This is a genomic window from Corynebacterium guangdongense (assembly GCF_030408915.1).
Lineage (GTDB): Bacteria > Actinomycetota > Actinomycetes > Mycobacteriales > Mycobacteriaceae > Corynebacterium > Corynebacterium guangdongense.
Genome location: NZ_CP047654.1, coordinates 1525815 through 1545181, shown reverse-complemented (window position 1 = coordinate 1545181; position 19367 = coordinate 1525815). Strand labels below are relative to the sequence as shown.

Below are 19367 nucleotides of genomic sequence, written 5' to 3'. Positions count from 1 at the left end.
CACACCCACCGACCACGTCAGCCCGACGCCTGAAGGAGGCCACCGTGGGAGAATCCCGCCGTACGCCCCGCACAGCCACCACCAGAAGGACACGGGGGAGGGCGGTCGCGGCGCTGACCGCCGCCGCCCTGCTGCTCAGTTCCTGCTCACCCGGGGAGTCCGGGACCGAGGCGCCCGCGACCCCGGAGCAGCCGGCCAACACCCAGTACTTCGGCTACCAGGTCAACCAGCGTCTGGTGACCACCAACGCCGGCTCCATCGACGGCGTCGCCAACAACGCTGAGGTGCTGGCCGGCCGGCTCTACCCCTCGGTCTACGTGCCGGGGCCGGCGGGGGAGATGATCCCCAACACCGACCTCGCCACCGCCCAGGCGCTGCCGGGCAAGCAGCGCCAGGTCGTCTACACGCTCAACGCGGACGCGTCCTATTCGGACGGTGAGCCCATCACCTGCGTCGATTTCCTCCTGGCGCACACCGCCGGAACCATGACCTCGCTATTCGACTCCCACCTGCCGATGATGCAGCAGATCGAGCGCATCGACTGCGACGCGGGCGACCGGCAGTTCACCGCCGTTTTCGCCCCGGGTGACGGCGGCCGCTGGCGCCAGGTCTTCGGCCCGGGCACCGTCATGCCCGCCCACACCATCGCCCGGAAGGCCGGGATGAGCCTGGCGGAGCTCAGCGACGCACTCCACGCCCGGGACGCCGCCGCCCTGGCGGAGGTCGCCCGGATCTGGAATGAGGGATTCGCGCTCGACTCCTTCGATCCGGAATTGCAGGTGTCCTCCGGCCCCTACGTCCTCAGCGAGGTCGGGCCGCAGGGTGAGGCCGTGCTCACCCGCAACCAGAACTACTACGGCGACCCGGCGCACCAGGACACGATCGTCGTGTGGCCGGAGTCGGCCGACTCCCGGGAGCTCGCCGAGCTGGGGGCGCTGCGCATCGCCGACGTCGAGAACGCGGAGCCGGAGTTCATCGACCGCGACGACGCCAGCAACCCGTACACCGTCGAGTCGCGGGTCGGCGATCTCACCGAGTCGCTCAAGATCTCGCAGACCGGCGTGCTCGGACAGCCGTGGGCCCGGGAGGCCTTCGCCGCCTGCGTCGACCAGAACTGGGCCGCCGCGGTGTCCTCCCAGCTCTCCGGCGTCGAGGTCCCGCCGGTGGCCACGCAGGTCGTCACCCACTTCGACCCGATGCGCCGCCACGTCGCCGACATCTCGGACACGCACCTGGCCATCGACCACGACAAGGCGCGCGCCCTCAACGGCACCACCATCCGCATCGGCTACAACGGCCCGGACGAGCGCAAGGCGGCGATGGTCGACGTCATCGCCGCGAGCTGCGGCGACGCCGGGATCACTGTCGAGGACGCCGCCAGCGACGGCACCAGCGTCAAGGACCTCGGCCGGATCACCACCGGCCAGTGGGGCGAGGACGTCTACAGCGAGGGCACGATCGACGCCTTCCTGGGGGCGGTCGACCCGATGTCGGAGTACGGCGCGGTCAGCGCCCGGGACTCCGACGTCAGCGAGATCCGCGAGGCCGAGACCCGTGCCTGGGAGGAGCTCAACTACATCCCGCTGGCGGCGCAGCCCCGTTCGTTCGTCATCGACGACCGGGTGGGTAACGTGGTGGCGTATACGGGCCTGGCCGGCATCGGCTGGAACATGGATCGTTGGAACGTACGGAATGAGAATGGAAAGACCGCCGATGGCACCGCAGAACCCGCAGAGCAGGGCTGAACAGAACAAGTACACGACCGCCCGGGAGGCCATCGAGCACAAGATTCGCTACGTCAAGGATTTTCCGGAGGAGGGCATCCTCTTCGAGGACCTGACGCCGGTGCTCGCCGACCCCGATGCCTTCAACATGCTCGTGCGCTCGCTTGCCGACGCCTGCCGCGAGATGGGCGCCGACATGATCGGCGGTCTCGACGCCCGTGGTTTTCTGCTCGGGTCCGCAGTCGCCTACGAGCTCGGCCTCGGCATCCTCGCGATCCGTAAGCAGGGCAAGCTGCCGCCGCCGGTCTACCGTCAGGAGTACGACCTCGAGTACGGCACCGCCGCACTGGAGATCCCGGCCAACGGCGAGGCGCTCGGCGGCAAGCGCATCGTGCTCGTCGACGACGTCCTGGCCACCGGCGGCACCCTCCTCGCCGCCACCCGTCTGGTGGAGTCCGTGGGCGCGGAAGTGACCGGCTACGTGGTTGTTCTCGAGGTGGAGGGGCTCGGCGGGCGCGAGCATCTCCACGACGCGCCGCTGGTCGTGCTCAACAAGCCGGAATGAGCCCGAACAGGCGCGGGGGCGAGCGGTTGCCCGCGTAGACTTGAGAGGCAAGACTCCACAGAGAGGGAGGTCGCAGGACCATGACCGTCGAGAAAACGGACAATGGAAGGCAGCAGAACCGCAACAGCAGCGGTCTACGCAGCATGTCCGCCAGGCTGGCCCGCTCCCTGACCGGATCGAGGACCAGGACCAACCCGGTGCTGGACCCGTTGCTGTCGGTGCACCGCCAGTTCCACACCAAGGCCGACGCCGAGCTGCTCACCCGCGCCTATGAGCGTGCGGAGGGCCTCCACGAGGGGGTGCGCCGCAAGTCCGGCGAGCCCTACATCACGCACCCGCTGGCGGTGGCGACCATCTGCGCGGAGATCGGCATGGACACCACTACGCTGGTGGCGGCGCTGCTGCACGACACCGTGGAGGACACCGACTACGGCCTCGAGGACCTGACCGCGGAATTCGGGCCCGAGGTGGCCCGGCTCGTCGACGGGGTCACCAAGCTGGACAAGGTCGCCCTCGGGGCCGCGGCGGAGGCCGAGACCATCCGCAAGATGGTCGTGGCGATGGCCAACGACCCCCGCGTCCTGGTGATCAAGGTCGCCGACCGCCTGCACAACATGCGCACGATGCGATTCCTCCCGCCGGAGAAGCAGGCCAAGAAGGCCCGCCAGACCCTGGAGGTTATCGCGCCGTTGGCCCACCGCCTCGGCATGGCCTCGGTCAAGTGGGAGCTCGAGGATCTCTCCTTCGCCATCCTGTATCCGAAGAAATACGACGAGATCGTCCGTCTCGTGGCCGACCGCGCCCCCTCGCGGGACCGTGCGCTGGCGGAGATCAACCAGCAGGTGACCGGCGCGCTGCGGGAGAACGGCATCGCCGCGGAGGTGCAGGGCAGGCCGAAGCACTACTGGTCGATCTATCAGAAGATGATCGTTCGTGGGCGCGACTTCGACGAGATCTTCGACCTCGTCGGCATCCGGATTCTCGTCGACTCGGTCAACGACTGCTACGCCGCGATCGGCGTGGTCCACTCGATCTACGCGGCGCTGCCCGGGCGTTTCAAGGACTACATCTCCAACCCGCGTTTCGGCGTCTACCAGTCGCTGCACACCACCGTGATGTCGACGGGCGGGCGCCCGCTGGAGGTGCAGGTGCGCACCCACGAGATGCACTACAACGCGGAGTTCGGGGTCGCGGCGCACTGGCGCTACAAGGAGTCGAAGGGATCCCACAAGGGTGAACAGGCGGAGGTCGACCAGATGGCGTGGATGCGCCAGCTCCTCGACTGGCAGAAGGAGGCGGCCGACCCTAACGAGTTCCTCGATTCGCTGCGTTACGACCTGTCCAGCAAGCAGATCTTCGCCTTCACCCCCAAGGGCGACGTCATCACGCTTCCCGCGGGTTCGACACCGGTGGACTTCGCCTACGCCGTGCACACCGAGGTCGGCCAGCGCACCATCGGCGCCAAGGTCAACGGCAAGCTCGTCGCCCTGGAGACCACCCTCAACTCGGGCGACCGCGTCGAGATCTTCACCTCGAAGGATGAGAACGCGGGCCCCTCGCGGGACTGGCAGGAGTTCGTCGTCTCCCCGCGCGCCAAGGCGAAGATCCGCCAGTGGTTCGCCAAGGAGCGGCGGGAGGAGCACCTCGAGGCCGGCCGCGACGCGCTCGCGGCCGAGGTCCAGCGCGGCGGCTTGCCCATGCACCGCCTCTTCACCCCGGACTCGATGAAGCAGGTGGCCAAGCAGCTGCATTATCCCGACGTCGACGGCCTCTACACCGCCATCGGCGCCGGCCACGTCTCCGCGCAGCATGTCGCCAACCGCCTCATGGCGATGTTCGGCGGGGAGGAGGACGCCGCGGACGCCCTGGCGGATCGCACCCCCTTCTCGGAGATCATGGGCACCAAGACGCGCCTTGCCGACGCCGGCGCCGGCATTCTCGTGGAAGGCAGCCCCGACGTCATGGCGAAGCTGGCCAAGTGCTGCCAGCCCGTGCCCGGCGACGAGATCTTCGGTTTCGTCACCCGCGGCGGCGGCGTCTCGGTGCACCGGGCGGACTGCACCAACGCCGGTAAGCTCCGCGATGAGCCGGAGCGCCTCATCAACGTGTCCTGGGCCAGCGACGGAAGCTCCGGCGCCTTCACCGCGACGCTGCAGGTGGAGGCCCTGGAACGGCAGGGGCTGCTGTTCGAGATCACCAAGGTGCTCAACGAGCAGAGGCTCTCGGTGACGGCGTTGTCCTCGCAGATATCGGAGGACTGGATCGCGACCATCCGGCTTTCGGTGACCGTCTCCGACACCAAGCAGCTGGGCCAGCTCATGACCACCCTGCGCAACACCGAGGGCGTCTTCGACGTCTACCGTGTCACCGCCTGACCCCGCCCGCCTCCGACCGGAAAGATTCCCCGATCTCCCATGGCTTTGAGAGAGACCTTCGGACCTTCGCTCGCGCCGGACGGTGCCGCGATCGCCTACATCGTCAGTGACGGGGACTATCCCTACGCGATGCGCAGGGAAATCCTCGACGGCGGGGTCCTGGGGGAGCCCAGACCAATCCCGCTGCCGGTCGACGGCCCGGTCACGCGTGTCCTGCACTCACCCTCGAGCGAATTCATCGCCTGCGAGATCGCCCCCCGCGGCTCCGAGCGGACCGAGACCTGGATCGTTTCCCCGCTCGCCCCGGACTCCGCACCCCGCCGGCTGCACATAGACGCGGACGTCAAGACCACTCTCGTGGAGTGGGACCGGCGTTACCTCGCCGTCGACGCGGTCATGGCGGACGGGGTGACCGAGGCGCGATCCATCGATCCGCGCACGAACACCTACCGCGTGCTGGATCGGCGCACCGACGCCCTGCTCGTCGCCGCCGAAGGCGGCCACGCCCTCATGCGCGTCGGTCCCCGCGGCGGTCGCGAGCTGCTTCTGGTCGCCCCGGACGGGCGCTGGGTTCCGCTCCAGTCGCCGGATCCGGGTTCCATGACGGAGCGGGGGGTGATCCTGCCGTCCAATCGATCCGGGGACGACGAACTCGCCATCATCGTGTGCACCGACCACAGCGGCGAGCGCACCCGGGTCGTCCGGCTCGGGGTCAACGGCGAGCAGGCCACCGCCACCGAGATCATCGCCAACCACGACGCCGACGTCGAGGAGTTCGTCATCAGCGAGGACGCCTCCACCGCCGCCGTGCTGTGGAACCAGGGCGGCATCTCCGCACTGGAGCTGCTCTCGCTCGACGAGGACCTCAACGTCCACGTCCGGCGCAGCGTCGAGCTGCCCGGCATGGTTGCCTCCGACCTGAGCATCACCGACGACGGCACCCTGGTCGCGCTGACCGTGCAGGGGCCGAACCTGCCGCGCCACGTCGAGGTGTTGCGTACCGACTTCGGTCAGGCCGAATCCCTTGACCCGGAGCGCAGCGCCCAGCTCGTGCACCGGGCCCAGACCGCCCGCGGCCCGGAGCTGGTGTACTACACGGCCAGCGACGGACTGGAGCTCTCGGGCTGGCTCTATCTGGGGACGGACGCCCTCGCCGAGGACGGCCACGGCCTGCACGGCCCCCAGCCGGTCTACATCCATCTGCACGGGGGACCGGAGAACCAGTCCCGGCCGGTCCACCACGACATCCTCCAGTTCCTGGTCGATCACGGGATGACGGTGTTCACCCCGAATATCCGCGGATCCAAGGGCCAGGGCCGCTCCTTCCACCACGCCGACGACCGCTACGGCCGCTTCGCCGCGGCCCGCGACGTCGCGGACACCGCCGCCTTCCTCGTGGAGGCGGGGATCGCCGATCCGGCCCGTGTCGCCGTGGGCGGGCGCTCCTACGGCGGTTACCTCTCGCTCCTCGTGGGCTGCCTGGCCCCCGGGATGTTCGCCGCCGTGGTCGACGCCTGCGGGATGACCAGCTTCGACACCTATTTCCAGGCGACGGAGCCGTGGCTGGCCTCCGCGGCGTACCCGGAGTACGGCTACCCGATGCAGGACCGTGAGCTGCTCGCCCAGATCTCGCCGCTCAACCAGGTCGAGCATCTGGATTCGCCGGTGATGTTCATTCACGGCGACGGCGACACCAACGTCCCGCCCAGCGAGTCCGAACAGATGGCGCAGGCGCTGCGGGCGAGGGGGCAGGACCCGGTCACGCTGCTGCTGGAGGGGGAGGGGCATCAGTTCGTCAAACCGGCCAGCCGCGAGCGTATCGCCGGGGAAATGGTCGGCTTCTTCCGGGCGTGCGGGCTTCTCGACGCCGGATAGCGATCCCTGTTGCAGTCTGCGGCGCCCAGGTGTCGGCCCGGTGGCCGGGGTGTCCGCCCAACTACATGGTGGTTACGTCACCATGAATTTCTGCCCACGAACCGGTAAAGCCCCAGCGCCGGAAAAATTATGACAGAGAACTCTCAGCGTTCTTGCACTACATCTGGACAGGATCGTTATTCTTCCGTCACCTTTTCAGGAGTTCTCTCGTGTTCCAGTTCCGTCGCGCGGGCCAGCTGCTCGCTGCCGCCACCGCCACCTCACTCGTTTTCTCCGGCGCTTCGGTGGCTGGCGCGGCCGAGGCCGGCCAGGTCTCCTTCTCCATCACCAACTTCACCGACTTCCACGGGTACCTGGAACAGTCGGTCGACGCCGATGACCCGGCCAACACCCAGATGGGCGCGGCACTGATGGCGGCCATCATGGATTTCGTCGGCGAGGACAACGACCACCAGATCCGAACCACCAGCGGCGACAACGTCGGCGGTTCCGCCTTCGTCTCCGCGATCTCGGACGACGAGTACACGCTCAAGGCGCTCAACGAGATGGGCATCGACGTCTCCACCGCCGGCAACCACGAGTTCGACCGGGGCTACGACGACCTGGTCAACCGCATCCAGGTCAAGTCCGACTACCCGATCCTCAACGCCAACGTCCTCGACGCAGACGACAACCCGGCGCTGAAGCCGTACGAGATCTTCGAGCGTGATGGTGTCCGCGTCGCCGTCATCGGCACCAACACCACCCAGGTTCCGAACAAGGTGTCGCCGGCCGGTGTCGAGGGTCTGACCTTCGCTGACCCGGTCGCCACCGCCAACTCCTACGCCGAGGAGCTGAAGACGACGGATAAAGCCGACGTGGTCATCGTCCTGCAGCACGACGACATCGAGAACGTCCAGGGCTTCAACGAGCACGTCGACGCAGCATTCGGCGGTGACTCCCACGCCCGCCACCCGCAGGGCGACGACAACGGCACCTTCACCGCCCAGTCCCAGGACTACGGCAAGGTCATCTCGGAGTACGAGTTCACCTTCGACACCGGCACCGGCGAGATCGTCGAGGGCTCCGAATCGATCAGCCAGTTCGACTACTCCGACGAGGCGATCGCCGCCCTGGTCCCGGACGCCACCGTCACCGAGACCGTGGCCGTTGCGACGGCCGAAGCGACGGCCCTGGGGTCCGAGGTCCTCGCCACCACGGAGGACTCCTTCTACCGCGGCTCCAACCCGGGCGCAGAACCAGGCTCGAACCGTGGCGTCGAATCCACCGCCAACAACATGCTGGCCGAGTCTAACCGGTGGGCGATGGACGAATTCCTCGGCGGCGACGTCATCGACCTGGGCCTGATGAACGCCGGCGGCGTCCGCTCCGACCTGCCTGCCGGTAAGGTCACCGTCCAGGACGCCAAGGACATGCAGCCTTTCGGCAACAACCTCGCCTACGCCACCCTGTCGGGTCAGGCGATCATCGACGCCCTCGAGAACCAGTGGACCGAGGGCACCGGCAACTCCCGCCCGCGCCTGTCGCTGGGTGTCTCGGACAACGTGAGCTACAGCTACGACCCGTCCCAGCCAAAGGGGGAGCGCATCATCAACGTCACCATCGACGGTGAGGCACTCGACCCGGCCGCCGACTACCAGGTCGCGACCGCGACGTTTCTCTTCGAGGGCGGCGACGGCTTCATCGACCCCGCTGACGTCCGCGACCTGACAGACGTGGGCTACCTTGACGTCACCGCGTTCAGCGACTTCCTCGCGTCCGACAGCGCCGAACTCCGCGAGGGTCAGGCGGAGGTGGGCGTCGTCGGTCTGGAGAACCTCAAGGCTGGCGAGGAGGTCACCCTCGACCTCTCCTCCCTCAACTACTCCTCCGCCGGCGAACCGATGGCAACGACCGTCACCGTCAGGTTGGGCGGCGTCACCCAGACCGCTGAGATCGACAATTCGCTCACTGACACCGACAACGGCCTCGGAGAGAACGGCCGCGCCACCGTCACCCTGGACATGCCGGCCGACGTGGTTGGTGCTCAGACCTTGACGATCACCACCGACGCCGGAACCAATGTCTCCATTCCGGTCACTGTCGCCGAGGGGCAGACTCCCGGGGCTGATTCCCGCGGGTCCTCCACCGGTTCCGACAACTTCGGCCTGGTCGCCGCCGTCGCCGCCATCCTGGCGGCCATCGGTGGTGCCGTCGCCTACCTATTCCCGGCCGAGCTCAATGCCTTCGTCAGCCGCTTCTAGGCTCCGGAGGGTTCAGCGGGACTGACCCACCGACCACAGGACCCCGGCCCACCGCGCATTCGCTCGGTGGGCCGGGGTCCTGTGGTTGCCCGGGCGGGTGGGAAACGAATCACGACCTGTTTCTCCGCCCTGGTCCAGGAGTCCTAGTCCAGGACATAGCGGTCCACGAAATTATAGGTCGTGGTCATGGCGTTGATGACGCTGGTGAAAACGCTGATCCATTCCCGGATTTCCGCCGGATCGGAGGAGGTGTCCACTTCTTCCTCAGTAGGGGCGGTGGTGATCTGGGAGTCCACGACCATGGGTTCCGACTCTGCGGAAGCCACGGGGGCGCCGCTGAAAGCGATGGCGGTGGCGGCGGTTCCCGCGAGAAGGGTCTTCCGGAAGTTCATTGTCAGCACGATCCAATCTGGGGAGAAGTTGCGAAGAGCGGTGGTGGCGCTCTCCAGGAAACGCACCCCAGTATATGGGTTTACTGTGAATATTTTCGTGTGGTGGGTCAGGACACGGCCCAGAAAGACGGTCAACCCGTCGGCCTGCGGCGGGCAGGGCGACGGGCGAATGTCCGGTGTGCTGAGCGGGTCAGCGCAGCCTTAGATCCTGTTCACGAAGGCAAAGAGGGTGCTCAGGGCACCGACGATGGCGGTGAAGACGGCGATCCAGTCGCGGATCTCCTTGGGCTCCATGTCGGAGGACATGGAGGACAGGGAGGAGTCCTCAGCCGGCTCCGTGTCGGTGTTCTCATCTGCCGCCGGGGCCTCGGAGTTCGTATCGGCGTCGACGGTGGTGGTGATGGAGATCTCACCGGCGGGGGCGTCCTGGGCGTTGGCGACAGAGACGCCTGCGAAAGAGACGGTCAGGGCGGTAGCAGCGGCGACGAGGCCCTTGCGCATGTTCTTCATGGGATTCCAATCCAATCAAAAGGTGTATTGAAGACTATCGGCAGTTTAGCCGGAGGTCTCCGCAAGAATCAATCGTTACCTGGTGAATTCCTAGTTAACGGGGGCAGAAGAGAACCCGGAACTTTTCCTGAGAAACGTTCCGGGTTCGCGGTGACCGCGGTGGTGCCCCCGTCGCCGGTGGTTAGGAGACGGTGGCCTTCTCGATGCGGACTTCCTCCGACGGGGTCGTCAGGTTGGGCACCTCGGGGGAGGCGATGGCGCCCGGCTCGGTGATGGCGTCGAGCGTCGTCAGGCCCTCCTCGCTGATCTGGCCGAAGTAGGTGTACTGCGGAGGCAGCGGGGAGTCCTCGTAGTTGAGGAAGAACTGGGAGCCGTTGGTGTCCGGGCCGGCGTTCGCCATGGCGATGGAGCCACGCGGGTAGAGGACCGGGGTGTTCATCGTCTCGGCCGTGGCCTCGTCAGTCGGGTACTCGTTGGCGAACTGGAAGCCTGGGCCGCCGGAACCTGTGCCGGTCGGGTCGCCGCACTGCAGGACGAAGATGCCCTGGTCGGTCATGCGGTGGCAGACGGTGTCGTCGTAATAACCCTCCGCGGCGAGGTGGGTGATCGCGTTGACGGTGCAGGGGGCCACCGCGCGGTCGAGCTCCATTCCGATGTCACCGCGGTTGGTCTCGAGGGTGACCGTGGCGGTGCCCTCGGTGGAGATGTCCTCGGTCGGCGGGACGGTGGCGCCGTTGGCTTCGCGGCCATCCGCGGGGTACTCGCAGGTGACGGTCGACGGCAGGGCCTCGGCACGCTGCATCGCGAGGGGCTGGGCCTCCGGGAGCTCCGGCGTGGTTTCAGTGGTGGCGGTCTCGTCCTGGGCGGTGACGGTTTCCTCGCCCCCGCGGGTGGAGGCGAAGATGATGCCGCCGGCGGCAGCCAGGACGACGACGGCGGAGGCCACCGCCACCATGGCCGGGCCCCGCTTCCTTTTGCGGTCGCGGGCCTTGAGTTCCTTGTCGAGCCGGCTCAGCGCCTGCTCACCACGCTCTTTGTTGTCGCTCACCGGGGGTACTTCCTCACTCGTTGCTCGGGTGTTCTGACAATTCCGGAACAGTCTAACGCCCCGCCCGCGCACCCACCGGGAGGGGTGACGCGGCGCCACGGAGCCGGGTTCTGTGCCTATGCTGGTCGGCATGGCTAACGTAACTCTTTCAGGTCACCCGACCAGCACCACCGGTGAACTGCCGGCCCCCGGCAGCAAACTTCCGGAGTTCGAGCTGACGGGCACCGACCTCCACCAGTTCTCCCTCGAGGATTTCGCGGGTAAGCGAGTCGTCCTGAACATCTTCCCGTCCATGGACACCGGCGTCTGCGCGGCCTCGGTCCGCAAGTTCAACGAGCTCGCCGCCGATCTCGACAACACCGTCGTCATTTGCGTCTCCCAGGATCTGCCCTTTGCCCAGGAGCGTTTCTGTGGTGCCGAGGGCATCGAGAACGTGACCGTCGGTTCGGCCTTCCGCACCTCCTTCGGTGAGGACTACGGGGTCGTGCTCAACGGCGAGCACGCCAAGGGCGGGCTGCTGAACGGCCTGCTGGCCCGCTCCGTCGTGGTGGCCGATGAAAACCATGAGGTCGTCCACGCGGAGCTGGTGGAGGAAATCAAGACCGAGCCGGACTACGACGCCGCCGTCGCCGCGCTCAACTCCTAAGCCCGGTATTGGGGCGCCCGTCGAGAAGCGTGCTTTCTTCCCGGCGGGCGCTAGACTTTTCCGCCATGCAGCTTTCTGGATTCGCGGCCGGGCCCTATAAAACCAACACCTATCTCCTGGCGACGGACACCCGCGCGGTCGTCGTCGACCCCGGTCTGCACGCCGCCGACCGGGTCAACGCGTTCCTGGCGGACAAGGGCCTGGCCCTGGAGGCGATCGTCCTGACCCACGGCCATCTTGACCACACCCGTGAGGCGGGCGATCTCGCGGCCGCGCATTCCGTGCCGGTCTGGATTCACGAGGACGACGCTTTCATGCTCGAGAAGGGCAAGGGGGGCGCCGCGGAGACGCAGTTCCTCTTCTCCGCCGACCAGATGATCCACCCGGCCGATCTGCGCTTCCTGCGCGACGGCGAGACCTACACCTTCGCAGAGACCGAGCTGACCGTCCGTCATGCCCCGGGTCATTCGCCGGGATCGGTCCTGCTGGTCGCCGAGGATTTCGCGATCGTCGGCGACGTCATCTTCCGCGGCTCGATCGGCCGCACCGATTTCCCGACCGCGGACCCCGCCGCCATGGACGAGACCCTGCGCGGGCCCGTCTGGGATCTTGACGACGCCCTCGCCCTGCTTCCCGGCCACGGGCCCACGACGGTGATGCGCGCCGAACGCGCCGGCAACCCCTTCCTCAAGGCTGCCAACCACGATCGATAGGCCAGGCGCTAAACTGATCGCTCGTGAGCGAGAACAAGAAATTCCAGGCCCTGTCGGCGCCCAAGGGCGTGCCCGACTACGTTCCCCCCGTCTCGGCGACCTTCCTCGCCGTGCGCGACGAGTTCGTCCGTCAGGCCCATCTCGCCGGCTACCAGCACATCGAGCTGCCGGTCTTTGAGGACACCAACCTCTTCGCCCGCGGGGTGGGTGAGTCCACCGACGTGGTCAGCAAGGAGATGTACACCTTCGCCGACCGCGGTGACCGTTCCGTCACCCTGCGTCCGGAGGGCACCGCCGGCGTCATGCGGGCCGTCATCGAGCACAACCTGGACCGCGGCCAGCTGCCGGTCAAGCTCAACTACTACGGTCCCTTCTTCCGCTACGAGCGCCCGCAGGCCGGCCGCTACCGTCAGCTCCAGCAGGTCGGCATCGAGGCCATCGGCGTCGATGATCCGGCGCTCGACGCGGAGGTGATCGCCCTGGCGGACCGGTCCTACCGCAGCCTCGGCCTCAGGGACTTCCGCCTCGAGTTGACCAGCCTGGGCGACGACACCTGCCGGCCGGCCTACCGCGAGGCGCTGCAGAAGTTCCTGTTCGACCTCCCCCTGGACGAGGAGACCCGCCGGCGGGCGGAGATCAACCCGCTGCGAGTGCTCGACGACAAGCGCCCGGAGGTCCGGGAGATGACCGCCGACGCGCCCCTGATGAAGGACCACCTCAGCGCCGAGGCCCGTGAGCACTTCGAGACCGTCACCGGCCTGCTCGACGACATGGGCGTACCGTACGTCATCAACCCGCGCATGGTCCGGGGCCTGGACTACTACACCAAGACGACCTTCGAGTTCGTCCACGACGGCCTCGGTGCGCAGTCGGGCATCGGCGGCGGCGGCCGCTATGACGGTCTCATGGGACAGCTCGGCGGCCAGGATCTCTCCGGCATCGGTTACGGCCTCGGCGTCGACCGCACCGTCCTCGCCCTGGAGGCGGAGGGTGTCGTCCTTGACGGCACCGAGCGCCGCGTCGACGTCTACGGGGTTGCCATGGGCGCCGAGGCCAAGCGCCGCATGGCGCTGCTCATCGACGAGCTGCGCTCCAATGGCGTCGCCTGCGACATGGCCTACGGCGATCGTGGCCTCAAGGGCGCCATGAAGGGCGCCGACCGTGCCGGCGCGCGCCTCGCGCTCGTCCTGGGCGACCAGGAGCTTGCCGACGGCAACGTCTCCGTCAAGAACATGGCCGATCAGTCCCAGCAGCCGGTGCCGCTGGCTGAGGTGGTCACCGCGGTCCGCGCCGCGCTGTCGGTGTAGCCCGGCGGAAAAGGTGCAGCGGCCCGCTCCCCGGGTGTCCGGGGGCGGGCCGCTGTGTGTTTTATCCTGATTTACCGGGCGTCGACAAGCCCCCGGGGGCTACTTCCCGGAGCCGTCGAGCCCCTTGAGCAGCTGGGAGAACGGGGTGAGGTTCTCGGTCACGTCGACGCCGCTCTTGCGCGGCCGGCGGGTCTCCTCGACGGTGGCGCCGCCAAAACCGGGGGTGTAGCTGTCGGAGGTGATCATCATGTCTGCGAGCTCGCCGGCCGCGCGCTGGACGCGCTTTTCAAAGGCCGCGCCCTCCGAGCTGCCGAAGTCCTCGGTGGCGGCGAACAGGCCGGTGGTGACCAGGCGGGTGCGCAGGTAAACGAAGAGCGGGCGCAGCGCGTATTCCAGGACCAGGGCGTGGCGGGAGCTGCCGGCGGTGGCGGCGATGATGGTCGGCATGCCGTTGAGTGATTCGGTGTCGAGGACGTCGAAGAACATCTTGAACAGGCCCGAGTAGCTGGCCTGGAAGACGGGGGTGACGGCAATCAGGGCGTCGGCGTCGGAGAGCTCGGTTTTGACCTTGTCGAGCTTCTCCGTGGACATGCCGGTGGACATCACGTGGGCGAGGTCGTTGATGTACTCGCGGACCTCGACGACCCTGACCTGCAGGGCCTCACCGCGCGAACTCACGGCCGTCTGGACTGCCTGGGCAATGCGGTCAGCGACATTGCGGGTGCTGGACGGGTTGGACAGGCCAGCGGTGACGACGACCAGAGTGCGCATGAAATCTTCACCTTCTTGAAAATGGGCGAGCGTGGTATCCAGCCCAGCATAGACCAAGTGGTCTAAGCGTCATATACGGGACTGTCTGACGTGGGTCCGGGCCTAGATTCGGTACTCGGCGGAGGTGCCGTCTTCGCCCGGGGTGACGCGGAAGTGCGGGGCGGAACGGTTCTCCTTGAGGGAGGCGTGGGTCGGCGGCTCGGAGGGGACGTGCTCAGGGCGCCGTGCCTCCATGCGCTCGCGCAGCTCCGGCACGATCTGGGTGCCGAGAATCTCCACCTGCTTCAGGACGACCTCGAGGGGCAGGCCGGCGTGGTCGACGAGGAAGAGCTGGCGCTGGTAGTCGCCCACCCAGTCCGCGAACTGCATGGTGCGCTCGATGACCTGCTCGACTGTGCCCACGGTCAGCGGGGTCATCTCGGAGAAATCCTCCAGCGACGGCCCGTGGCCGTAGACCGGGGCGTTGTCGAAGTAGGGGCGGAACTCCTTCTTGGCCTGCTCCTCGGTCTCGGCGACGTAGAACTGGCCGCCCAGGCCGACGACGGCCTGATCGGCCCGGCCGTGGCCGTAGGCCTCGTAGCGCTGCCGGTAGATGCCCACCATCTTCGCCGTGTGCTCCTTGTTCCAGAAGATGTTGTTGTGGAAGAAGCCGTCTCCGTAGAAGGCGGCCTGTTCGGCGATCTCCACGGAGCGGATGGAACCGTGCCACACGAAGGGCGGCACCCCGTCGAGCGGGGCGGGGGTGGAGGTGTAGGCCTGCAGCGGGGTACGGAACTTGCCCTCCCAGTTGACGACCGGTTCACGCCACAGCTTGCGCAGGAGATGGTAGTTCTCGATGGCCAAGGGGATGCCCTGGCGGATGTCCTTGCCGAACCACGGATAGACCGGGCCGGTGTTGCCCCGGCCCATCATGAGGTCGACGCGCCCGCCGGACAGGTGCTGCAGGAAGGCGTAGTCCTCGGCGATCTTCACCGGGTCATTGGTCGTGATCAGGGTGGTGGCCGTCGAGAGCTTCAGGTTCTTGGTCTGTGCCGCGATATAGGCCAGATGGGTGGTGGGGGAGGAGGGCACGAACGGCGGGTTGTGATGCTCGCCGGTGGCGAAGACGTCGAGTCCGACCTCCTCGGCCTTCAGGGCGATCTGGGTCATGGCGTTGATGCGCTCGCCCTCGGTGGGGGTGGTTCCGGTGGTGGGATCCGTGGTGACGTCACCGATGGTGAAGATGCCGAACTGCATGGTCTGCTCCTGTGTGTGCCTGTGTCCAACTAATCGTGTTCCCTGAACACTCTGCCACCCCCATAGTGACGTGTCAACAAAGTGGCGGCGGGGGTTCCCTGTCCCGTCAGTGCCTGCCGACGGCCGCCAGCAGCGCCACGATGTCGGAGCCGCCGATCACGCGGAAGGGGCGCTGCTCGTGGGTGCCGTGCTCGGTGACGATCACCGCCCGCGGAATGGCCCCGTTCCCGTCGGGGTGGGTGAGGGCGTCGATCGCCTCCAGCGCCGTAGCTGTCCGGGGCAGGAAGACCGCCCGGTCGTTGTCCTCCGCGAAGCGCAGCACCTCGCCGATGGTGCGGGCGTCGAGATGGTCGTTGTCGTCCAGATCCGCCGCCACCCACCGGGCGATGGTGTTGGTCGTCAGCAGGGCGACGTAGCGGCCCCGGTGATAGATCGGGAACTGGGAGATCAGCGTCGAGCGCACGAGCTTGAGCGCCTCCCGGACGTCGTCGCCGACGTCGAAGGTCTTGACCTCCTGGTGCCCGAGCACCTCCGTCGCAAGGGGCGGGTGCAGAACGACGTCCCGAATCGCCTCGATCTCGGCCACGGTCTCCGGCAGCGGCTCAGCGATGGGCCGCAGGTCCCGGTACTCGCCATGGCTGATGGCGTTGCGCAGCTCATTGAACTCGAGCAGATCGTCGCCCTGGGCGTTATTGATCAACTTCTTCTTCTTGGCGATCTTCACCAGGCTCGGGAAGTTCACCCAGTTCTTGCCGTCGACGTAGTCACGCAGGTGTTGTTCGATGTCGTTGTAGGCGGCCAGGAAAGCCACCGCCCGGTTGATGGGGGTTTCACTCATGGCGCCCAGGTTAGCCAGGTCCGTGCCCGCGGCTCTGGCACAATGACCGCTCATGACAACCAGGGAGTGTAAACGGAGCCGGAACCGCGCTCGCCGCTGTCCCGCGCGGACGCTCGCAGGCGACGGTCGCCCTCATGGCCGCCACACCCCGGGGGAACCGGGCCGCCGGCTTCGCGACCCTGGTGGACTACGTCGCGCCGGGCATGCTCCACCAGGACGACGGGAACCTCATCGCCCACCAGTTCCGCACCCGCATCGCCGCGCTGTATCTGCGCCGAACCCCATGACCGCCCGGGATACCATGCTTGCTCCTATGCCCGAGAATCCGCGACGGCCCCGAACACGACATCGCCGGACACCGCCGTGGCCTGGAAGAAGCAACGCCTGGCCTTCTCACGCACGCGCACACGTGTGCGCGGCTCACTCCCCGAAAGTCAGGACCCCTGGAGGGATCGGCGGGGGAGCCAGGTCTTCATCCCCGACCGGGACCGGTCCCTCCTCGTAGTGATCGATGACGTCGGGGTTACGCGTCGGCAGGCCTCGCCGGACGGACGTGAAGGATTTCCCGTTCGGCATCCGGAAATGCAGCAACCGCGGATCCTTGTCGATATGAATGGTCAACAGTCCGTCGGTGACCAGGGAGTGGCAGCCGGAGCACAACGCCACCAGGTTGCGGGTATTCGTCAGCCCGCCCTCGGCAAAGGGCTCGATGTGATGCAACTGCAGGAACCGCTGGTGCCCGCACCCGGGAGTGGAGCACCTGTGGCCGGAAGCCACGAGAACCGCGTGCTCGGTCGCTGCGGGCACCACCCGGGTGGACTTCGTCATCTCGATGGTCACCCCGTCGACATTGCGCAGATGCACCCGCATTGCCCCGTTGAGAATCAGTGAAACCAGGTCCTCCCGCGTTGTGCCGGGCTGGTGGGGGAGACGAGGCTGTCCGTCCGCGTCCACGATGACGTTGATCTCCGCGCCGGGAGCCCGCACCGCCGAGCGGGGCTGCAGGAGCGCCGAACGCACCAGAGTCATCAAGGAGGCCAGTAGACGATGTCCCTGAGCGGGGCCGAACCGGGTCCTGTCCCGGTGCTTACCCACCACCGGGGGACGGGGCTGTCCCGGGGTGGGCGGATCAACGTCCTCGTCATGGCATGGCCCGCCGTCATCCGCCCATGCCTGATGTGCGGCGTAGTCGCCGCCGCGCTGGTAGTCCGCCCAGGCGATGTACTCCTGATCCCGTTCACCCAAGGGAGGGAGAATCTCCTCGGGCGAGAGACTGCAGTGGTACGGACGTCGCTCGTCCTCCTCGGTTTCAGCAAGTCCTTCTCGAAGCGGGCCGAGCAGATCCAATGGCGACTCGTCCGTGGACAAGTCCCCGTCCTGCAGCCTCTCGCCGACCTTGAGGGCCGCGAGCAGCTCCGCGCCAAGCGCGGGCCCGACACTCACCTGGAGCCGCACCCGCCCGGTGTCGGGATCGACGAAGCAACGGGCGTAGTCCTCCTCGACAGGCTCCTCCTCGTCCGAGCGCGCGAGGCCGGTGAGTTTGATCGCCAGCTCCTCACAGGTCATGGAAAGCGCCCAGCCGATCAGCTCGTCCTGGTTCTCCTCGGTGATGCGGCGAAGAATCAGCTTCGCCTTGGAATAGGTCAGCGCTCCCGTGAGCATGTGCGCGGCGACCCGGGGCCAGGCGTGGAGCCTTCTCGCGGTGGTGCGGATGTCCTGCGCGGCGCGCCGGGATTGTCCGTGGTGGCGCGCCAGGTAAACGACGATGTTGACGGCACCTCGGGACTCCGCCAGGCCCCGTGCGTCGAATTCCCCCAGGGCCACCAGGAAGCGGGCCCGGCGGACCTCGGTCGAGAGGATAGATTCCGCTAGCTCGGTGTCCAGTTCGGCGTCGGTGGCCGAGTGGATGGACGTCACCCAGTCGGCGGCGGTGTGCAGGTCATCGGAACAGATGGCAGGCGCGCTGGTCATGGCTGGACTCCCCCGGGATGGTCGAACGCGTGTTCGTCATGTGGCTCACACCTTAGCGGGACAGCCCGACATTGCCTCTGCCTGCATCTATGCCGGAAAATGCGAATCGCCGCCACCTCCCTGCGGGGGTGACGGCGTGCGTCGTCAAGCGGACTAGGCGCGCCTGCCGCCCACACCGAGCTCGGGGTAGTCGCAGGCCTGCATGGAGCCGGTGCGGTACCCGGTCATGAACGCCTCCTGTCGCTGCTCGGAGGAGCCGTGGGTCCACAGGTCCGGCTGCACCTCGCCCCCGGAACGACGCTGGATGTTGTCGTCACCCACCGCGCGGGCGGTGTCGATGGCGGTCTGAACCTGCTCCTGGGTGATCGGCTCGAGCATGGCGTCCTCGCCCTTGTCTGCCTGGCTCACCCACATTCCGGCGTAGCAGTCGGCCTGCATCTCCATCTTCACGGCCATCGAGTCCTTGCCCGGATCGTTGTAGTCGACCAGCTGGATGGTGCCCTGCAGGTACTGGATGTGGTGGCCGAACTCGTGCGCGACAATGTACATCTGCGCCAGGGGGGCGTCCGAGCCACCGAAATTCTTCAGCTGGCCGAAGAAGGACGTGTCGAAGTACGCGGACTGGTCGGCGCCGCAGTAGAAGGGGCCGGTGGACGCGGACGCCATGCCGCAACCGGACTGGACGGCGTCTTGGAAGATGACCAGACCCGGCTCCTGGTACTCGAGTTGCGCCTGGGCCGGAAGCTGCTCGGCCCAGTAGTCGTCGACGCTCAGGGCCGCGCCGTAGACGAGACAGTCCTCATACTGGTTCGCGTCGGCTCCGGTCTGACAGTGGGCGAAGGGATCCGTGCCGTCATCCTGGGAGGTTTCATTGGACCACTGCTGCTGGTTCTGCAGCACCTGCCCGGCCTGCTCCGGCGAACCACCCAGAAGAAGGAACAGCCCGACCAGGAGGAGACCGCCGATGCCGCCGGCGCCGCCGATCGCCATGCCCCGGCCGCCGCCGGAGCTCGCGCGACCGGATTCAAGCTGAATGTTGTCCTTGAAGGTCATGATTTGAAATATGCCACATCAGCGCCCCTGAGAGAATGGTGAATAAGCGGGGTCGACTCTCGTGGGGGTGATCGAAGAGGTAGGCTGTGTGCTCGGACTG

The 19367-nt window shown here is 67.2% G+C and carries 17 protein-coding genes; 9 read left to right on the top strand and 8 right to left on the bottom strand.

Annotation, left to right across the window (positions count from 1 at the left end; all coding sequences use genetic code 11):
• Positions 1–44 precede the first annotated feature (44 nt).
• From CGUA_RS07300 to CGUA_RS07280, 5 genes are all read left to right on the top strand, one after another.
• The gene (locus CGUA_RS07300; RefSeq protein WP_290194224.1) at positions 45–1745 is read left to right on the top strand and encodes an ABC transporter substrate-binding protein; all 1701 of its coding nucleotides are present in this window, start codon (positions 45–47) and stop codon (positions 1743–1745) included.
• Positions 1714–2289 (top strand): adenine phosphoribosyltransferase, encoded by a 576-nt coding sequence (locus CGUA_RS07295; protein WP_290194222.1) that lies wholly within the window; start codon positions 1714–1716, stop codon positions 2287–2289. The genes CGUA_RS07300 and CGUA_RS07295 overlap by 32 nt, the downstream gene beginning before the upstream one ends.
• Before the next feature lie 80 nt (positions 2290–2369).
• Positions 2370–4664, top strand: coding sequence for a RelA/SpoT family protein (locus CGUA_RS07290; protein WP_290194220.1), 2295 nt, complete (start codon positions 2370–2372; stop codon positions 4662–4664).
• A gap of 39 nt (positions 4665–4703) precedes the next feature.
• Entirely contained in the window at positions 4704–6539 is a 1836-nt protein-coding gene (locus CGUA_RS07285) for an alpha/beta hydrolase family protein (protein ID WP_290194218.1), read from the top strand.
• Between the two features lie 209 nt (positions 6540–6748).
• The gene (locus CGUA_RS07280) at positions 6749–8782 is read left to right on the top strand and encodes a bifunctional metallophosphatase/5'-nucleotidase (protein ID WP_290194216.1); all 2034 of its coding nucleotides are present in this window, start codon (positions 6749–6751) and stop codon (positions 8780–8782) included.
• 143 nt (positions 8783–8925) lie between these two features.
• On the opposite strand, the gene CGUA_RS07275 is transcribed toward CGUA_RS07280, so the two are convergent.
• The 3 genes from CGUA_RS07275 to CGUA_RS07265 all read right to left on the bottom strand — a co-directional run bounded on the left by CGUA_RS07275 (position 8926) and on the right by CGUA_RS07265 (position 10732).
• Entirely contained in the window at positions 8926–9174 is a 249-nt protein-coding gene (locus CGUA_RS07275) for a hypothetical protein (RefSeq protein WP_290194214.1), read from the bottom strand.
• 201 nt (positions 9175–9375) lie between these two features.
• Positions 9376–9684 carry a hypothetical protein gene (locus CGUA_RS07270; protein WP_290194213.1) on the bottom strand — a complete coding sequence of 103 codons (309 nt, stop codon included), beginning with the start codon at positions 9682–9684 and terminating at the stop codon, positions 9376–9378.
• Between the two features lie 181 nt (positions 9685–9865).
• Positions 9866–10732, bottom strand: a complete 867-nt coding sequence (locus CGUA_RS07265; RefSeq protein WP_290194211.1) for a peptidylprolyl isomerase — start codon at positions 10730–10732, stop codon at positions 9866–9868.
• A 130-nt stretch (positions 10733–10862) separates the two neighbouring features.
• On the opposite strand from CGUA_RS07265, the gene tpx reads away from it, so the two are divergent.
• The 3 genes from tpx to hisS all read left to right on the top strand — a co-directional run bounded on the left by tpx (position 10863) and on the right by hisS (position 13398).
• Positions 10863–11378: a thiol peroxidase gene (gene tpx, locus CGUA_RS07260; RefSeq protein WP_290194209.1), complete on the top strand. Its 516-nt coding sequence runs from the start codon at positions 10863–10865 to the stop codon at positions 11376–11378.
• Positions 11379–11443: 65 nt separating this feature from the next.
• The gene (locus CGUA_RS07255; RefSeq protein WP_290194207.1) at positions 11444–12091 is read left to right on the top strand and encodes an MBL fold metallo-hydrolase; all 648 of its coding nucleotides are present in this window, start codon (positions 11444–11446) and stop codon (positions 12089–12091) included.
• A gap of 23 nt (positions 12092–12114) precedes the next feature.
• A complete protein-coding gene (gene hisS, locus CGUA_RS07250) occupies positions 12115–13398 on the top strand; it encodes a histidine--tRNA ligase (protein WP_290194205.1) in 1284 nt (427 codons plus the stop codon).
• A 99-nt stretch (positions 13399–13497) separates the two neighbouring features.
• On the opposite strand, the gene CGUA_RS07245 is transcribed toward hisS, so the two are convergent.
• The 3 genes from CGUA_RS07245 to CGUA_RS07235 form a co-directional block, all read right to left on the bottom strand.
• The gene (locus tag CGUA_RS07245; RefSeq protein ID WP_290194203.1) at positions 13498–14169 is read right to left on the bottom strand and encodes an FMN reductase; all 672 of its coding nucleotides are present in this window, start codon (positions 14167–14169) and stop codon (positions 13498–13500) included.
• A gap of 102 nt (positions 14170–14271) precedes the next feature.
• A complete protein-coding gene (locus CGUA_RS07240) occupies positions 14272–15405 on the bottom strand; it encodes an LLM class flavin-dependent oxidoreductase (RefSeq protein WP_290194201.1) in 1134 nt (377 codons plus the stop codon).
• Between the two features lie 106 nt (positions 15406–15511).
• Positions 15512–16243 carry a CBS domain-containing protein gene (locus CGUA_RS07235; RefSeq protein ID WP_290194199.1) on the bottom strand — a complete coding sequence of 244 codons (732 nt, stop codon included), beginning with the start codon at positions 16241–16243 and terminating at the stop codon, positions 15512–15514.
• A 134-nt stretch (positions 16244–16377) separates the two neighbouring features.
• Here CGUA_RS07235 and CGUA_RS07230 point away from each other — a divergent pair, with 134 nt between their 5' ends.
• A complete protein-coding gene (locus CGUA_RS07230) occupies positions 16378–16530 on the top strand; it encodes a hypothetical protein (RefSeq protein ID WP_290194197.1) in 153 nt (50 codons plus the stop codon).
• A 133-nt stretch (positions 16531–16663) separates the two neighbouring features.
• On the opposite strand, the gene CGUA_RS07225 is transcribed toward CGUA_RS07230, so the two are convergent.
• Both CGUA_RS07225 and ypfJ read right to left on the bottom strand, forming a co-directional pair.
• Entirely contained in the window at positions 16664–18214 is a 1551-nt protein-coding gene (locus CGUA_RS07225; protein WP_290194196.1) for an HNH endonuclease, read from the bottom strand.
• A gap of 153 nt (positions 18215–18367) precedes the next feature.
• Positions 18368–19267: a KPN_02809 family neutral zinc metallopeptidase gene (ypfJ, locus tag CGUA_RS07220; protein WP_290194195.1), complete on the bottom strand. Its 900-nt coding sequence runs from the start codon at positions 19265–19267 to the stop codon at positions 18368–18370.
• Positions 19268–19367 lie beyond the last annotated feature (100 nt).

Coding starts and splice junctions, on each gene's coding strand:
- CGUA_RS07295 (WP_290194222.1), top strand. CDS start 1,714: ATGGCACCGCAGAACCCGCAGAGCAGGGCTGAACAGAACAAGTACACG.
- CGUA_RS07290 (WP_290194220.1), top strand. CDS start 2,370: ATGACCGTCGAGAAAACGGACAATGGAAGGCAGCAGAACCGCAACAGC.
- CGUA_RS07285 (WP_290194218.1), top strand. CDS start 4,704: ATGGCTTTGAGAGAGACCTTCGGACCTTCGCTCGCGCCGGACGGTGCC.
- CGUA_RS07275 (WP_290194214.1), bottom strand. CDS start 9,174: ATGAACTTCCGGAAGACCCTTCTCGCGGGAACCGCCGCCACCGCCATC.
- CGUA_RS07270 (WP_290194213.1), bottom strand. CDS start 9,684: ATGAAGAACATGCGCAAGGGCCTCGTCGCCGCTGCTACCGCCCTGACC.
- tpx (WP_290194209.1), top strand. CDS start 10,863: ATGGCTAACGTAACTCTTTCAGGTCACCCGACCAGCACCACCGGTGAA.
- CGUA_RS07255 (WP_290194207.1), top strand. CDS start 11,444: ATGCAGCTTTCTGGATTCGCGGCCGGGCCCTATAAAACCAACACCTAT.
- CGUA_RS07245 (WP_290194203.1), bottom strand. CDS start 14,169: ATGCGCACTCTGGTCGTCGTCACCGCTGGCCTGTCCAACCCGTCCAGC.
- CGUA_RS07240 (WP_290194201.1), bottom strand. CDS start 15,405: ATGCAGTTCGGCATCTTCACCATCGGTGACGTCACCACGGATCCCACC.
- CGUA_RS07235 (WP_290194199.1), bottom strand. CDS start 16,243: ATGAGTGAAACCCCCATCAACCGGGCGGTGGCTTTCCTGGCCGCCTAC.
- CGUA_RS07230 (WP_290194197.1), top strand. CDS start 16,378: ATGGCCGCCACACCCCGGGGGAACCGGGCCGCCGGCTTCGCGACCCTG.
- CGUA_RS07225 (WP_290194196.1), bottom strand. CDS start 18,214: ATGACCAGCGCGCCTGCCATCTGTTCCGATGACCTGCACACCGCCGCC.
- ypfJ (WP_290194195.1), bottom strand. CDS start 19,267: ATGACCTTCAAGGACAACATTCAGCTTGAATCCGGTCGCGCGAGCTCC.